This is a genomic window from Mesorhizobium sp. M0408, from assembly GCF_040321495.1.
In the GTDB taxonomy this organism is placed as follows: domain Bacteria; phylum Pseudomonadota; class Alphaproteobacteria; order Rhizobiales; family Rhizobiaceae; genus Mesorhizobium.
On record NZ_JAMYRO010000010.1, the window covers coordinates 69,247 to 83,692 of the forward strand.

General features: G+C 63.6%; 11 protein-coding genes. 8 read left to right on the top strand and 3 right to left on the bottom strand.

Features of this window, described 5'->3' with window-relative positions; all coding sequences use genetic code 11:
• The first annotated feature begins 20 nt into the window (after positions 1 to 20).
• The 4 genes from NKI67_RS13925 (at position 21) to NKI67_RS13940 (ending at position 6,196) form a co-directional block, all read left to right on the top strand.
• The gene (locus tag NKI67_RS13925) at positions 21 to 1,100 is read left to right on the top strand and encodes an ATP-binding protein (protein ID WP_023676037.1); all 1,080 of its coding nucleotides are present in this window, start codon (positions 21 to 23) and stop codon (positions 1,098 to 1,100) included.
• Between the two features lie 4 nt (positions 1,101 to 1,104).
• Positions 1,105 to 3,363 carry a DUF5682 family protein gene (locus tag NKI67_RS13930; RefSeq protein ID WP_023676038.1) on the top strand — a complete coding sequence of 753 codons (2,259 nt, stop codon included), beginning with the start codon at positions 1,105 to 1,107 and terminating at the stop codon, positions 3,361 to 3,363.
• Positions 3,356 to 4,612 carry a VWA domain-containing protein gene (locus tag NKI67_RS13935; RefSeq protein ID WP_023676039.1) on the top strand — a complete coding sequence of 419 codons (1,257 nt, stop codon included), beginning with the start codon at positions 3,356 to 3,358 and terminating at the stop codon, positions 4,610 to 4,612. Before NKI67_RS13930 ends, NKI67_RS13935 begins: the two co-directional genes overlap by 8 nt.
• 183 nt (positions 4,613 to 4,795) lie before the next feature.
• Complete coding sequence (locus tag NKI67_RS13940; protein ID WP_023676040.1) at positions 4,796 to 6,196, top strand: FAD-binding oxidoreductase; 1,401 nt, start codon at positions 4,796 to 4,798, stop codon at positions 6,194 to 6,196.
• Between the two features lie 35 nt (positions 6,197 to 6,231).
• Here NKI67_RS13940 and NKI67_RS13945 read toward each other — a convergent pair whose 3' ends face one another.
• From NKI67_RS13945 to NKI67_RS13955, 3 genes are all read right to left on the bottom strand, one after another.
• On the bottom strand, positions 6,232 to 7,161 hold the full coding sequence (locus tag NKI67_RS13945) for a pseudouridine-5'-phosphate glycosidase (RefSeq protein WP_023676041.1): 930 nt from the start codon (positions 7,159 to 7,161) through the stop codon (positions 6,232 to 6,234).
• 12 nt (positions 7,162 to 7,173) lie between these two features.
• Entirely contained in the window at positions 7,174 to 8,283 is a 1,110-nt protein-coding gene (locus NKI67_RS13950) for a carbohydrate kinase (protein WP_023676042.1), read from the bottom strand.
• A 242-nt stretch (positions 8,284 to 8,525) separates the two neighbouring features.
• Positions 8,526 to 9,374 (bottom strand): MurR/RpiR family transcriptional regulator, encoded by an 849-nt coding sequence (locus NKI67_RS13955; protein ID WP_023676043.1) that lies wholly within the window; start codon positions 9,372 to 9,374, stop codon positions 8,526 to 8,528.
• 186 nt (positions 9,375 to 9,560) lie between these two features.
• On the opposite strand from NKI67_RS13955, the gene murA reads away from it, so the two are divergent.
• The 4 genes from murA (at position 9,561) to NKI67_RS13975 (ending at position 14,433) form a co-directional block, all read left to right on the top strand.
• A complete protein-coding gene (gene murA / locus NKI67_RS13960; protein WP_023676044.1) occupies positions 9,561 to 10,817 on the top strand; it encodes a UDP-N-acetylglucosamine 1-carboxyvinyltransferase in 1,257 nt (418 codons plus the stop codon).
• Complete coding sequence (locus NKI67_RS13965) at positions 10,814 to 11,704, top strand: glucosamine kinase nucleotide-binding domain-containing protein (protein ID WP_023676045.1); 891 nt, start codon at positions 10,814 to 10,816, stop codon at positions 11,702 to 11,704. Before murA ends, NKI67_RS13965 begins: the two co-directional genes overlap by 4 nt.
• Before the next feature lie 185 nt (positions 11,705 to 11,889).
• The gene (gene murQ / locus NKI67_RS13970) at positions 11,890 to 12,813 is read left to right on the top strand and encodes an N-acetylmuramic acid 6-phosphate etherase (protein ID WP_023676046.1); all 924 of its coding nucleotides are present in this window, start codon (positions 11,890 to 11,892) and stop codon (positions 12,811 to 12,813) included.
• A 99-nt stretch (positions 12,814 to 12,912) separates the two neighbouring features.
• The gene (locus tag NKI67_RS13975) at positions 12,913 to 14,433 is read left to right on the top strand and encodes an ABC transporter substrate-binding protein (protein WP_352645642.1); all 1,521 of its coding nucleotides are present in this window, start codon (positions 12,913 to 12,915) and stop codon (positions 14,431 to 14,433) included.
• Positions 14,434 to 14,446: the final 13 nt, after the last annotated feature.

Genomic DNA, 14,446 nt, shown 5'->3' on the forward strand with positions numbered 1-14,446 from the left:
CCAATCCGGAGAACAGCAAAATGAACGCAGCCATCCGCCTCCCGGTCGAGCAGGCCTACGCTTCGGAATTGCAGGCGCTGGCGCGCGATGACGACCGGCAGAGGCCTGCCGGCTGGAGCCTGTCGCCACAGGCTGTGCTGACCTATTTGCTAGGCGGGAAGGCCGGTGACGGCACCTTGGTAACGCCAAAATATGTCGGTCGCCGCCGGTTGATGGAAACCGCGGTAGCGACGCTCGCCACCGACCGTGCACTCTTGCTGCTCGGCGTTCCCGGAACCGCCAAGTCCTGGGTGTCTGAACATCTTGCCGCCGCCATCATGGGCGACTCGACGCTGATCGTGCAGTGCACGGCCGGCACCGACGAGAACCAGATCCGCTATGGCTGGAACTATGCGCAGCTACTGGCAAAGGGCCCGAGCCAGGAAGCGTTGGTGCCGACGCCGCTCTACCGAGCCATGCAGAACGGCAAGCTCTGCCGGCTGGAGGAACTGACCCGCATGGGCTCAGACGTGCAGGACACGCTGATCACCGTGCTTTCCGAAAAGATGATGCCTATCCCGGAATTGAACACCTCGATCTACGCCCAGCGCGGCTTCAACATTATCGCCACGGCAAACAACCGCGACAAAGGTGTCAACGAGCTCTCCTCGGCGCTCAAGCGTCGCTTCAATGTCGTGGTGCTGCCATTGCCGGAAGACATGGCCGAAGAGGTGGCGATCGTCTCCAAACGGGTCGACGAGATGGCTGGCGGACTCGACCTGCCGGTGCCGAAAAATGTCGGCGAGGAGATCGCCCGTGTGCTGACCATTTTCCGCGAATTGCGCTCCGGCGCGACTGCCGACGGCAAGGTGACGCTGAAGACGCCTTCCGGCTCGCTGTCGACCGCAGAAGCGATCGCCACGATGGTTGGCGGGCTCAGCCAGGCGGCGTGGTTCGACAGTGGCAAGCTCGGCGCCGAAGGTCTCGCCGCCAGCCTTGTCGGCGCGATCGTGAAGGATCCGGTACAGGACAAGGTGGTGCTGGAGGAATATCTGGAAACCGTGCTCAAGAAGCGGGCCGACTATGCCGGCTATTACGCGGCGCTGAACGCAGCGATCTGACGCCATGGGCCACGGCGACATTGCCTATTTCGGGATACGCCATCACGGGCCGGGTTCCGCCGACAGCCTGGTGCAGGCACTGAAGGATTTGAACCCGGTCGCCGTGCTGATCGAGGGGCCGATCGACGCCTCTGAGCTTCTGCCCATGCTGGCCCGCCCCGAAATGCAGCCGCCTGTGGCGCTCCTTTGCTATCCGGAGGACGATCCGGCTTCGACAAGCTTCTGGCCTTTTGCCGAGTTCTCGCCCGAATACCAGGCGGCGCTTTGGGCTGTGGGCAATAAGGCGACGTTGCAGTTTATCGACCTGCCGTCATCGGCACGGTTCACCACTGCTGCGATCGGTGGCGCGGAGGACACCGATGCGACCGAAGCTACCCAAGCCCCCGAGGATGGTGACGCGGCTCCGCTTCCGCGTGATCCGATAGCCATGCTGGCACACGCCGCCGGTTATGAGGACGGCGAAAGCTGGTGGTCGGACATCATTGAACAGAACCCGGAACCCGGCCCCATATTTGCGGCCATCGCCGATGCGATGACGACACTGCGGAATGGTGAGGGTCCGATCGCGCAGTTCGAAGCCAAGCGCGAGGCGCATATGCGGCTCGAAATCGCCAAGGCGCGTAAGCAGTTCGACGGGCCGATCGCCGTCGTCTGCGGGGCATGGCATGTGCCGGCGCTGCAGGCCACCCACACTCAGAAAAACGATCAGGTCCTGATCAAGGGAATTGCCCGGCGCAAGAGCACAATGACATGGGCACCGTGGACGGGACCGCGCCTGGCGCGGGGATACGGCTATGGCGCGGGCGTCGTCGCACCGGGCTGGTGCAAGCATCTCTGGCGCACGCGCGGCCGGCGCGATGCGGCGACCCTGTGGCTTGCGACGATCGCCGCCGTGCTGCGGGCGAAGGGTCACCTGATCTCGACCGCTTCGTTGATCGAAGCGGAGCGGCTCGCCCGGACGCTAGCCGCGATTCGCGAACGACCGAAACCCGGATTTGAGGAATTGCGCGACGCCGCGATCGCCGCCCTCTTCAACGGCGAAGCGTTGCTGTGGGGGCTGGTCGAGGCCGAGCTGCTTCTGGGTTCGGACGTCGGCGAAATTCCGCCCGACACACCGCTGGCGCCACTGATCGAGGATCTGCAGCGTAGCCAAAAGGCGGCGCGCCTAAAACCCGAGGCGCTGGAGCGGGAACTGTCGGTCGACCTGCGAAGCGAGAGCGGGCTGTTTCGCTCGACATTGCTGCATCGGCTGCACGTGCTTGGTGTGCATTGGGGCAGACTGACCGATGCCGGTCGCAGCCGTGGCACCTTCCGCGAGCGGTGGACCCTAGCGTGGGAACCGGAATATGCCGTTCGTCTGGTCGAGAACCTGATCTACGGGCCGACCATCGAAAAGGCTGCCAATGGCCGCCTGATCCAGATGATCGAAACGGCGGCGACGCTCGATACGCTTGCGGCACTGGTCCAGAGCGCCATCACTGCAGGCCTGTCGGAAGCATCGACTGCCGGCCTCACGGCGTTGGAGGCACGCGCGGCGCGCAGCAGTGAATGCCTGGAGATCCTGGCGTCGGTGCCGCCGCTCGCCGACATTGTCCGCTACGGCGAGGCCCGCAAAACGCAAACGGACCGGCTGTCCGGCCTCATGGAGCGGCTGATCGTCGAAGGTGCGATCGCGCTTCCCTACGCTGCGCGCGATCTGGATGAGCAGGCCGCCGCGACACTGGTTGGTGCGATGCGCAAGGCCGATGAGGCGATCAGGCTGGTCGAACCCGGCCAAGACGTGCTGGACGGATGGCGCAACGGGCTGGCGGCCGTACTGGAGGCGTCACGGTCGACGGCGCTGCTGGCCGGGTGCGCCGCACACCTGCTGTATGAAGCTGGTCGCCTGTCCGCCGAAGCCGCTGCCGGGCTGCTCGGGCGACGCCTGTCACCGGGGACGCCTGTCACTGACGCGGCCGGGTTCTTCGAAGGCTTCTTCAGCACAGCCGGTCAACGGCTGATTTATGACGAGGGTCTGCGCGGTGCGGTCGATGGGTGGCTCAGATCCCTGGACGAAGATGCTTTCATCGCGCACCTGCCGTTGCTGCGCCGCGTCTTTTCCAATCTGGATCGCATGGAACGCCGCCGGCTGATCGAAGCGGTCCTCGGCCGCGCCGCGCGCTTGCCGGCTGGCCTGACGCCGACGCCGGATGGCGGCGAGGCATGGCGCCAGCACCTGGGGCTGCTTGGACCATTGCTCAACGGAGAAACCGGCAATGGATGACGAGGCCGAAATGAACGAACCCGGCCCGCTCACTGCCGATGGCGGAAGGGAGCGCCGCTGGCGACTGGCGATCGGCGCCGATGACGAAACGTCTGGGGCACTTTCCAGCGACGACAAACGGCTTTCGGCGGCACTCGACGCTCTCTACGGCGACGGCATTAGCGCCGCTTCTGCCGACCCACGCAAGCGGCGTGGCGGCCTTGGCCGGTCGGCGCCGCGCGTTGCACAATGGATGAGCGACATCCGCTCCTTCTTTCCGGCGCAGGTCGTCCAGATCGTCCAGAAGGACGCCTTCGAACGGCTGGACCTGAAGCAGATGCTGATGGAACCGGAATTCCTCAAGGCGATCGAGGCGGACGTCAATCTCGTCGCCGACCTGATTTCGCTGCGCTCGGTCATGCCGGCCAAGACCAAGGACATTGCCCGGACGATCATTGCCGATATCGTCGGCAAGCTGATGCAGAAGCTGGAGCAGAAGACCGCCGAGGCGATACGCGGCGCTCTCGATCGATCGAGACGCACCAACCGCCCGCGTGCACGCGATATCGACTGGCAGCGCACTATTTCGGCGAACCTTCGCCACTATCAACCCGAGCATAGGACCATCGTGCCGGAGAAACTGGTCGGCTTCATGCGCAAGCAGCGCCGGCTTGTCGATCTGGATGAGGTCGTTCTCTGCGTCGACCAGTCCGGCTCGATGGCAAGCTCGGTGGTCTACGCCTCGATCTTCGCGGCTGTGATGGCCTCGCTGCCGGTTGTGCGCACCAAGCTTGTCTGCTTCGATACGGTGATCGTCGACCTGACCGAAGAGCTCAGCGATCCCGTCGAGGTGCTGTTCGGCGTGCAGCTTGGCGGCGGCACCGACATCAATCAGGCGGTCGCCTATTGCGCCGACCGTATCGAACGGCCCACCAAGTCGCATCTGGTGCTGATCACCGATCTCTATGAAGGCGGTAATGGCCAGGAACTGCTGCGGCGACTGGCAGCGCTGGTTCGATCCGGCGTAAATGTCGTCGTGCTTCTGGCGCTGACCGATCAAGGCCGGCCCGGCTACGATCCAACAATGGCAGGCTCGGTAGCAGCCCTTGGTATTCCCGTCTTCGCCTGCACGCCGGATCTGTTTCCGGACATGATGGCTGCGGCCTTACGCCGCGACGATATCGGAGCATGGGCGGCAGGCGCCGACATCAAGGTGGTCCGCGCCGAAACGCAGGCGTCGAGCCACCCATCACCAACTGCCACAGTTTGACAAAACGCGGTCCGCGCCTATGGTCGACCTGTTACAGGAGCGGTGCATGGCGACAGCAACCGACTGCATTTTTGGCGGGTTTTCCGCACGTTTTCTTTCCAGCGAAATTCGCGTCAAGCCGCTCCTGCAATCCTCAGCGGTCTTCGCGTGCGTTGCATCGATATCTGCGCGCCAATAGCATCCGTGAGCGCCCTCTCCTCGCGAACCGCCGAACTTCTGTCGCGACTTGAGGGTCGGCTGGATCGGTCGGCGATCGTCTCGGCAGATGAGGCCGGGCCGCGTTACAGGGAAGACCCCGACGGCAAGACCGGTGCGCGGCCGGAGGTCGTGCTGCGACCGCGCACTGCCGGCGAGGTGTCGGACATACTGCGCCTGTGCAATGAGGCGGGGCAGAGGCTTGTGGTCCAGGGGGGCCGGACCGGGCTTGCCAGCGGCGCTCGCATCCAACCCGGCGAAGCTGTGCTGTCGCTGGAGCGCATGACTTCCGTTGAAGCTCTCGACCGCGAGGCGGCGACCATCATCGCCGAGGCCGGCGCGCCGCTGCAAGCGGTGCAGGAAGCCGCCGATGCGGCCGGCTTGCTGTTCGGCGTCGACATCGGAGCGCGCGGCACGGCCACCGTCGGTGGCAATGTCGCCACCAATGCCGGCGGCATCCGTGTGCTGCGCTACGGCATGTACCGGGCGCAGGTGCTTGGGCTGGAAGCGGTGCTTGCCGACGGCAGTATTCTGACCTCGCTCAAGGGTTTGGCGAAGGACAACTCCGGCTACGATCTCAGCCAATTGTTCATCGGCAGCGAAGGCACGCTCGGCGTGGTCACACGCGCATGCCTGCGGCTGCATCCGAAGCCGGCCACCGAGATCAACGCCTTCTGCGCGCTTGCTTCGCTCGACGCGGCGATCACGTTGCTTGCGCTGCTCAGGCGGAAGCTCGGGCCCTTGCTGTCGGCCTATGAGGTGAATTTCGCACCGCTCTATGGCGCCATGATCGCCGGCATGGAGGCGCCGGCGCCGCTGCCCGCCGGCTCGCCCGTCTATGTGCTTGCCGAGATACAGGGCAGCGAGCCCGACCGCGACGGCGAACGTTTTGCCGCGGTGCTGATGCAGGCGGTTGAAGATGGCGTGATCGACGACGTGGTCGTCTCGCAATCGCCGCGCGAATTCCGGGCGCTCTGGGCGGTGCGAGAAGAGGCCAACCGTTTCCTGTTTTCGATGGCAGGCCTGATCGGCGTCGATATCAGCATCCCACTGGCGAGAATGGCGACTTTCCTGGGCGAAACAGAAGCCGCCATCAGGGCCGTCGACCCTGGCGCCGACATCTACGTCTTCGGCCATCTCGGCGATGGCAATCTGCATTATCAGGTCCGCACCGCGGATCCGGCGGCCGCATACGGCATCGTGTACCGCGGTGTTGCCACCGCCGGTGGTGGCGTTTCGGCCGAACATGGCATCGGCCTCGACAAGAAGGAATGGCTGCACCTTGTGCGCAGCGACGCCGAGATCGCGGCCATGCGCCGCCTGAAAGCAGCCTTCGACCCGAACAACATCCTCAATGCCGGGCGCATCTTCGACCTGGCGCCGGGCTGAAATCGAAGGCCGGTAGCGCTGGCCGGATACTGTCTCTATCTGGTCGCGCTCTTCAATTCCGCATGCGCAACCGCAATGCGGGCAGCAAGCGCGGCGTTGTTGCGGACCAGCGCGATGTTGGCCTTCAGGCTGCGGCCTTGCGAAAGCTCATTGATGCGTGCGAGCAGAAATGGCGTTAGTTCCTTGCGCCCGATGCCGCGCTTCTCGGCCTCAGCCACGGCCGCTGCGATCGTGCCGTCGATGAACGCCGGATCGAGCGCGTCCGCTTCGGGGATAGGGTTGGCGACGAGAATGCCGGTGCCGGATTCCATCTCGTCATGCAGCAGCATGGCTCGCGCGATCTCGTCGGGCGTGTCGAGGCGATGATCGGCCTTGAGCCCGCTGGAGCGGGTGTAGAAAGCCGGAAAATCATCGCTCCCATAGGCGATCACCGGCACGCGCTGAGTTTCCAGATATTCCAGCGTCTTCGCAATATCGAGGATCGACTTAACTCCGGCGCAGACGACGGTCGTGCCGGTTTGGCCGAGTTCGGTCAGGTCGGCGGAGATATCGAAAGTGGCTTCGGCGCCGCGATGCACGCCGCCGACACCGCCGGTCGCAAAAATGCCGATCCCGGCTAAAGCGGCGATCCGCATCGTCGCCGAGACGGTGGTTCCGGCCGAGCCGCCGCGCACCATGATGGCGGCGAGATCGCGCCCGGAAGCCTTGACCACGCCCTTTGCCGCTGCCAGCTCTTCCAGTTCACGGTCGTCGAGGCCAACCTTGATCTTGCCGGCGACCACTGCGATCGTGGCGGGCACGGCGCCGTTTTCACGCACTACGGTCTCGACACCACGGGCAGTTTCCAGATTGGCCGGATATGGCATGCCGTGGGTGATAATCGTCGATTCCAATGCCACCACCGCGCGGCCTTCATCAAGCGCAGCAGCGACTTCATCGTTCAGGTGGACAAGGAAAGGTTTCATATCATCTCGCTTTCAGGCAGGAATGCGGTACATGCCGGCGGCAAGGAAGCGCGGCGACAGATCGGGATGGACGCTGGATTCGCTCTCGGTGGTCAGTGTGGCAAGCAGTGCGCCGGTGCGCACGGCATGAGCGACCGGCTCACCCGAAAGCACCTTGTACAGAGTGCCGGCGATCATCGCGTCACCGGCGCCGGTGATGTCGACGGGCTGGGCCGGGACGGAGTGCATGTTCGTCACACCGCTCTCGGTCGCAACGGCAAATCCATGCGCGCCTACGGTCACGATCACCTCTCCGGCGCCGGCCGCGCGCAGCGCTGCCGCTGCTTCCTCCGGCGTCAGCCGCTTGTCGGCATCCGTCATGCCGAGCATCATATTGGCCTCGTCATGATTGGTGAATAGAAGATCGATGCCCGTCAGGTCCTTCGGCAGGCGCGCTGATTTCGGCGACGAGACCGCGTCGACGGCGAGCTTGAAGCGCGCGGCCTGCTTGCGCGAGATCAGTGCTGCGAGGGTCGCAGCCGGCAGATTGCAGTCGATGAACACCCATGTCGCCGAAGCCAGATGCGGCCAGAAGCGGTCGAGATAGGACGACGAAAACAGATCGAAGATCTCCATGTCGGCAATGCCGAGCACGAGGTCGTTGTTGCGGTCGAGGATGGCCGCGTATTCCGCCGTCGGCCGTTCCGCGGTGGTGATGACCTGGCTGACATCGGCGCCGAGGTCGCGCAGATGCCGCACCATTGAGCGGCCGGTTTCATCGTCGCCGACGATCGAGACGAAGCTTATGTCGACGCCGAGGCGGGCAAGGTTTTCGGCGACGTTGCGGGCAACCCCGCCGAAGCTGCGATAGCCGTCGACCGGGTTCGACGTCTCGAAAATCAGATCCTTCTTGGCGTGGTATTTGCGGTCGAGCACCGCGCCGCCGACGCAGACCATGCGCTTGGACGTCGGCAAGACGTAACCACGGCCGAGAATGTATCCCTTGTTGACGAGTTGCACGATGTGAGCCGCGACCGTCGAGCGGGCGATGCCGAGCACCGTTGCTATGTCCTGCTGGCCGGCGAATGGGTTCGCCGCAATGAGGTCGAGAACCGCTTGTTCCTGTGCTCCAAGGTCGTCCATTGTCTCACCCGGCCGTCAAATTCGAGGCTGAACGCTTTCGCAACAACAGATGACATTGTCAACATTTGTTTCGACCGGCGGCATTTGACCAATCGGCGCTCCCGCGACTCTCTGCCAGCCGGACGAAGAAAGCGGGTGAGCACATTGAAGAAAGCTATTTCACCAAGGAGGACGAAAGTTGCTCTTGTCGGCGTGCAGCGCCAGGGAGGAACTGAGGCCTTAACGCGAGACGGCGAAGAGCGCTAAGCCTTCAGCACCGAGACGGCCAATTCGCTGTTGTGGACGTATTCGTTGGCGTCAGGCTGCTTCTGCACGAGCAGGATGAACAGCAGGTCGGTCAGCGTCAGTTGTGCATCACGCGCAGTTATCGATGACGAGCGCGCGCGCTCTTCATCGGCGATCGTGTGGAGGCGAATGTCGGCAACCCGGCTCAGCGGATTGTCGCGAAGTCCGGTGACGGCGATAACGGTGGTGCCACGTTTGCGGGCAAGTTCAGCTATCCGCAGGGTTTCGATGCTCGCCCCGGAATAGGAGAGCGCGAACAGCACGTCACCTCGTCCAAGCGTCGAGACATTGGCCATTTGCACATGGCTGTCGCTGTCGTGCAGCACGTTGCGGCCGAGCTTCATCAGCTTGTAGGAAAAATCGCGCGCCACCAGCGAGGATGCGCCGACGCCGGCCAAATGAATGCGGCACGCACCGTTCAACGCTTCGAGGGCCTTGCCGATTTCCTGCTCGGTGTTGGCCGCGACGGTCTGTTGCATCGACAAGAGCTTGCTGCCGATCAGCTTGCGCAAGATGACCAGATAGCTGTCGTCGACCTCGATCGAACCGTGGATCATGCCGGCCGGCACGTGCCATTCCTGCGACTTGGCCTCACTGACGGCGAGCTTAAGCTCCTGATAGCTGGAATAGCCGAGCTTCTGGCTGAACTTGACGACGCTCGACTGGCTCCGGCCGATCTCGGCGGCAAGCGCCGCCGTCGACAGGCGGAGCATCTGGTCGGGATTATCGACGATATACCGACCGATCTCGCGGTCGCCGGGCGCCATGACTTCGAGCTTGGCCTCGATCTTCTTCAGGACGGACATGCGTTCCTCCATTGCCTGTCATCGACAATGCCAAGCCAAGGAATAAATTATTCCGTCTCTGATTGACAGCCAAGAATGAACCATCAAATCTCGACTGGTGCGGTTGCGGCCCAGCCTTCGGGCATGTCGACGATTCGGACATGAAAGATCGTAGACACGCCGACAGCTCGGGATTAGGTCAGAGCCATGGACAAATTGCGGATCGTCGGCGGGCACAGGCTTGAGGGCGCGGTGACGATCTCCGGCGCCAAGAACGCGGCCTTGCCGCAAATAGCGGCGGCGTTGCTCAGCCCCTATCCGCTGCAGCTGACCAACCTGCCTGAGGTGACGGATGTCGACAACATGCTTGGCGTCGTCGGCCTTCATGGGGCCGAAGTCACCAGATCGGCGCATGCCGCCACAATCGATACCAGTGCTGCCGCTTCCAGGGAGACAAGCTACGATACCGTCAGGCGCATGCGCGCGACGGTGCTGGTTCTCGGTCCACTGCTTGCCCGCTTCGGCCATGCCCGGGTCTCGCTGCCTGGCGGCTGCGCGATCGGCGCACGGCCGGTCGACATGCATGTCGCCGCACTTGCCGCACTTGGCGCCGATATCGCGATCGAAAACGGACTGATCGTCGCGTCTGCGCCGGGCAGACTGAAAGGCGCGCGCATCATTTTGAGCTCGCCATCGGTCGGCGCGACCGAAACGGCGATGATGGCGGCGACGACGGCAAACGGCGAGACCGAGATCCTCAACGCGGCCCGCGAGCCGGAGGTGGCCGATCTTGCCGCCTGCCTGAACGCCATGGGCGCGCGGATCGAGGGCGCCGGCACGCACCGCATCCTGATCGGGGGCAGCACAGACTGGCGCGCCGCCACGCACGACATCATCCCGGACCGGATAGAGGCCGGCACCTATGCCGTCGCAGCGGCCATCACCGGCGGTCAGCTCGAGCTGACCCACGCGCGGCTCGAGCACATGGCATCCGTCGTCCAGCTGCTCGAAGCAGCCGGTGTGAAAATATGGCCGGGCGACCGCGGGCTGATCGTATCGAGAGACGGGCCGCTCAAGGCGGTCGACGTGACGACGGAGCCCTATCCGGGCTTTCCGACCGATCTCCAGGCGCAGTTCATGGCGTTGATGTGCTGTGCCGAGGGCGCTTCGCTGTTGCGCGAGACGATCTTCGAGAACCGCTTCATGCATGTGCCTGAACTGATGCGGCTCGGCGCCAATATCAAGCTGCAAGGCACCATGGCGCTGGTGCGCGGAGGCGAGAAGCTGAAGGGCGCGCAAGTGATGGCGACCGACTTGCGCGCCTCCGTCTCGCTGGTGCTGGCAGCGCTGGTGTCGGAGGGCGAGACGACGATCAATCGCGTCTATCATCTCGACCGCGGGTACGAGCAGTTGGACCGCAAGCTCCGGCTGTGCGGCGCCCAGATCGAACGAATAAGGCAATGAGTGCCGGTGGGGCGTCTCCGCATTATTTCCTGGGCGTCGATGGCGGCGGAACCGGCTGCCGGGCGCGTATCGAAGACGAAGCAGGAACCGTGCTCGGGCAAGGCCTGTCGGGCCCGGCGACAACGCGACTCGGTATAGAGGTGGCCTGGGCCTCGATTGCCAAAGCCTTTGGCGCGGCGATCGAAGAGGCAGGGTTCGCGGCGGCGGAAATCGCCAGGATCCGCGCGGGTATCGGTGTTGCCGGCATCGGCCGTAAGGGTGCGCTCGAGGCGTTTCATGCCATCGAACAACCCTTTGCGAGCATCGACTTCGTCAGCGACGGCGTCGCGGCTTGCCTTGGCGCGCATTCCGGCCAGGACGGCGCCATCGTCATAGCCGGGACCGGTTCGATCGGGCTCGGCTTTGTCGAAGGGCGCGACCTGCGCGTCGGCGGCTACGGTTTTCCGATTTCCGACGAGGGCAGCGGCGCCGATCTCGGACTGAAGGCAGTGCAGTTCGCCTTGCGAGCCCATGACGGCCGGCATGAGCGGACGGCGCTGCTGGCCGAGGTGATGCAGCGCTTCAAGGACGATCCGTTCGAGGCGGTGGCCTGGATGGACCGCGCCAGCGCGACGGACTATGCCGCCATGGCGCCGATGGTGATCCGCCATGCCGACCAGGGCGATCCGGCCGGTCGGCGGATCGTGCAAGGCGCTGCCGAGCAGATCGACACCTTCGTGCGGGTGCTGTTCGAAAAAGGCGCGCCGCGGATTACGTTGCTCGGTGGGTTGTCCAGCCCGCTTGAGCCATGGCTCGCTCCCGACGTCCGCCGACGGCTGAAGCCGGCCGACGGCGATGCGGTTTCGGGAGCCATAATCCTGGCCAGACAATCCCTCTGCCGCCAGTGATGCCTTGCTCGGCAAGGAATATAATATTCCTACTTTCCGTTGACAGAGGGAATATCGAATTCTAAAAAGTTAACGAAACAGAACCGGCGCAGCCGGTACGGAGCCGACGGCCAGGTGCAGGCACTGGACGCCGCTTGCCGCGGGCATCACAGTCCTGCTCGCAGTCGCACTTGAAAGTAAGCGAAGTGGTCGAACAAGGGTTGATGTCGGAGCTGGAGCGGCTGATTTCCGAGGACCGGAACCCGAAAACCATGGACATCGATCTGTTGCCGACCCTCGAGGTGCTGCGCAAGATCAATGACGAGGACAAAGGCGTTGCGGCAGCCGTCGAGAAGGTCATCCCCGATATTGCTGCGGCCGTGGACCGGATCGTGAGCGCGTTCCAGAACGGTGCACGCCTTGTCTATATGGGGGCTGGCACCAGCGGCCGGCTCGGCGTCCTCGACGCCTCGGAATGTCCGCCGACCTTCGGCGTACCCGAGGACATGGTGGTGGGCCTGATCGCCGGCGGCGTCGACGCGCTGATGCACTCTGCGGAAGGCGCCGAGGACGATCCGAAACAGGGAATAAAGGCGCTGCAGGACATCAAGCTGACCGCTGGCGACGTGGTGGTCGGCATCGCTGTCAGCGGACGCACACCTTATGTCATCGGTGGCCTGACCTATGCCAAGGAAGTGGGAGCCACCACCGTGGCGTTGTCCTGCAATCCTCGATCGACCATTGCCGGCATTGCCGATATTGGCATCTCTCCGGTGGTTGGCCCGGAGGTCCTCACCGGCTCGACCCGGCTGAAATCGGGAACCGCGCAAAAGCTGGTGCTCAATATGCTGTCTACCGCCAGCATGATCCGCATCGGCAAGAGCTATCAGAACCTGATGGTTGACCTCAATCCAAGCAACAAGAAGCTTGTCGCAAGGGCGGTTAGGATCGTGATGCAGACGACCGGCTGCGCGGCACAGCAGGCACGACAGGCACTCGACCAGACCGGCAATGATGTAAAACTGGCAATCCTGGTGACGATCACCGGCATGGGTGTCGAAGAAGCACGTAAGGCGCTTGCCAACGCGGGAGGTTTCCTGCGCAAGGCGATAGGCGAAAAGACGGTGTAAGACCGCATGGATACTGGGCCGATGTTCCGGGGCGTGTGTCCCTTTGAAGCGGTCCGGGGAACTGCAAGGCATCTGGTTTAACAATAATGGGAGACGACAATGGTACGGCACATTGGCAAGAAACTGCTTACCGGCATGACGCTCGCGGCAATGGTTGCCATCGCCGCGCTACCGGTGCAGGCGAGTGCGGCGACGCTGCATATGGCGTGGTCGCAGGACGCCACCGGGCTTGATCCGCACAAGCAGACCGCATTCTCCTCACTGCGGCTGCTGGAGCTGATCTACGAACCGCTGGTGCGGCTCGACGCAAACCTGCAAATCACGCCCGCGATTGCCGATTCATGGCAGTTCTCGCCGGACGGCAAGGAGCTGAGCTTCAGGCTCAATCCGAAAGCAAAATTCCAGAACGGCGCCGCCGTGACCTCGGCCGACGTCAAGGCATCGTTCGAGCGCATACTCGACGAGAAGACGGGTGCTGCGGCGCGCGCCAACTTTCTCTCGATCGCCAGCATCGACACGCCCGATCCCGCCACCGTCGTGTTCCACCTCTCGCAGCCGGACGTGCCGATCCTGACGGCGATGAGCGACGTCAACGCGGCGATCGTCCCGGCAAGCGAAATCGCGGCCGGCTCGATCGGCACGACAACGATCGGCTCGGGTCCGTTCAAGCTCGAAAAATGGGATCCGAATTCCAAGGAAGTGCTTGTCGCCAACAAGGACTGGGCAGGCGGCGCGACCGGCGTCGACGGCATCGATATCAGCGTGCTGCCGGACGAGACGGCGATTCTGGCGGCGATGCGCACCAAGCAGATCGATTTTGCCCTGCTCAACGATCCGCTTGTCGCCACGCTGGTGCCCAAGGAAGCCAGCCTGCAGTTGAACCGCGTGCCGGTGCTTGCCTATCACGTGCTGCAGCTCAATCCCTCCCGCAAGCCGATGACCGAACTCAAGGTGCGTCAGGCGATTTCCTGCGCCATCGACCGGCAGGAAGTGCTGGACACCGCCTCGCTCGGCGAAGGCAAGGTCACCGGCCCGCTGACCATCCCGGCACTGGCGACCGATCCGAAGCAGTTGTTCTGCTATAAGCGCGACATTGAGAGGGCCAAGCAGTTGATGGCCCAAGCCGGCTATGCCGACGGCTTTTCGGCGACCGTGATCGGCGCCACCGGCGAGCCGCCGACGGCAGCGGCGGAAGCCCAGGTCATCCAGTCGCAACTCGCAGAAATCGGCGTCAAGCTCGACATCAAGATGATGGAGCTCAACGTCTATGTCGACGCCTGGCTGAAGGGCGATTTCGACATGGCCGTCGCGCTGAACGGCGGCAGGGCCGATCCCTACACTATGTACAACCGCTACTGGACCAAGACGGGCAATCTGCAGAAGGTGGCGAACTATATCGACGACACGCTGGACAGTCTTATGCAGAAGGGCCGCACCGAGACCGACCCGGCAGCGCGCAAAGCGATCTTCGCCGACTTCGAGAAGCACATCACTGAGATGTCGCCCTGGATCTGGCTCTACACGTCCTACAGCTACACGGCCCAGCAGAAGAATATCGCAGGATTCGAACCGGTGCCGACAGGTTCGCTGTTCAGCCTCGCCAAGGTGACGATCCAGTAGCTGCTTTGATGCC

What these genes read in the sequence shown, in the direction of transcription:
- murA (WP_023676044.1), top strand. Translation starts at nt 9,561, where the DNA reads ATGGACAAATTGCGGATCGTCGGCGGGCACAGGCTTGAGGGCGCGGTG.
- NKI67_RS13925 (WP_023676037.1), top strand. Translation starts at nt 21, where the DNA reads ATGAACGCAGCCATCCGCCTCCCGGTCGAGCAGGCCTACGCTTCGGAA.
- NKI67_RS13945 (WP_023676041.1), bottom strand. Translation starts at nt 7,161, where the DNA reads ATGAAACCTTTCCTTGTCCACCTGAACGATGAAGTCGCTGCTGCGCTT.
- NKI67_RS13935 (WP_023676039.1), top strand. Translation starts at nt 3,356, where the DNA reads ATGGATGACGAGGCCGAAATGAACGAACCCGGCCCGCTCACTGCCGAT.
- NKI67_RS13930 (WP_023676038.1), top strand. Translation starts at nt 1,105, where the DNA reads ATGGGCCACGGCGACATTGCCTATTTCGGGATACGCCATCACGGGCCG.
- NKI67_RS13965 (WP_023676045.1), top strand. Translation starts at nt 10,814, where the DNA reads ATGAGTGCCGGTGGGGCGTCTCCGCATTATTTCCTGGGCGTCGATGGC.
- NKI67_RS13975 (WP_352645642.1), top strand. Translation starts at nt 12,913, where the DNA reads ATGGTACGGCACATTGGCAAGAAACTGCTTACCGGCATGACGCTCGCG.
- NKI67_RS13955 (WP_023676043.1), bottom strand. Translation starts at nt 9,374, where the DNA reads ATGTCCGTCCTGAAGAAGATCGAGGCCAAGCTCGAAGTCATGGCGCCC.
- NKI67_RS13950 (WP_023676042.1), bottom strand. Translation starts at nt 8,283, where the DNA reads ATGGACGACCTTGGAGCACAGGAACAAGCGGTTCTCGACCTCATTGCG.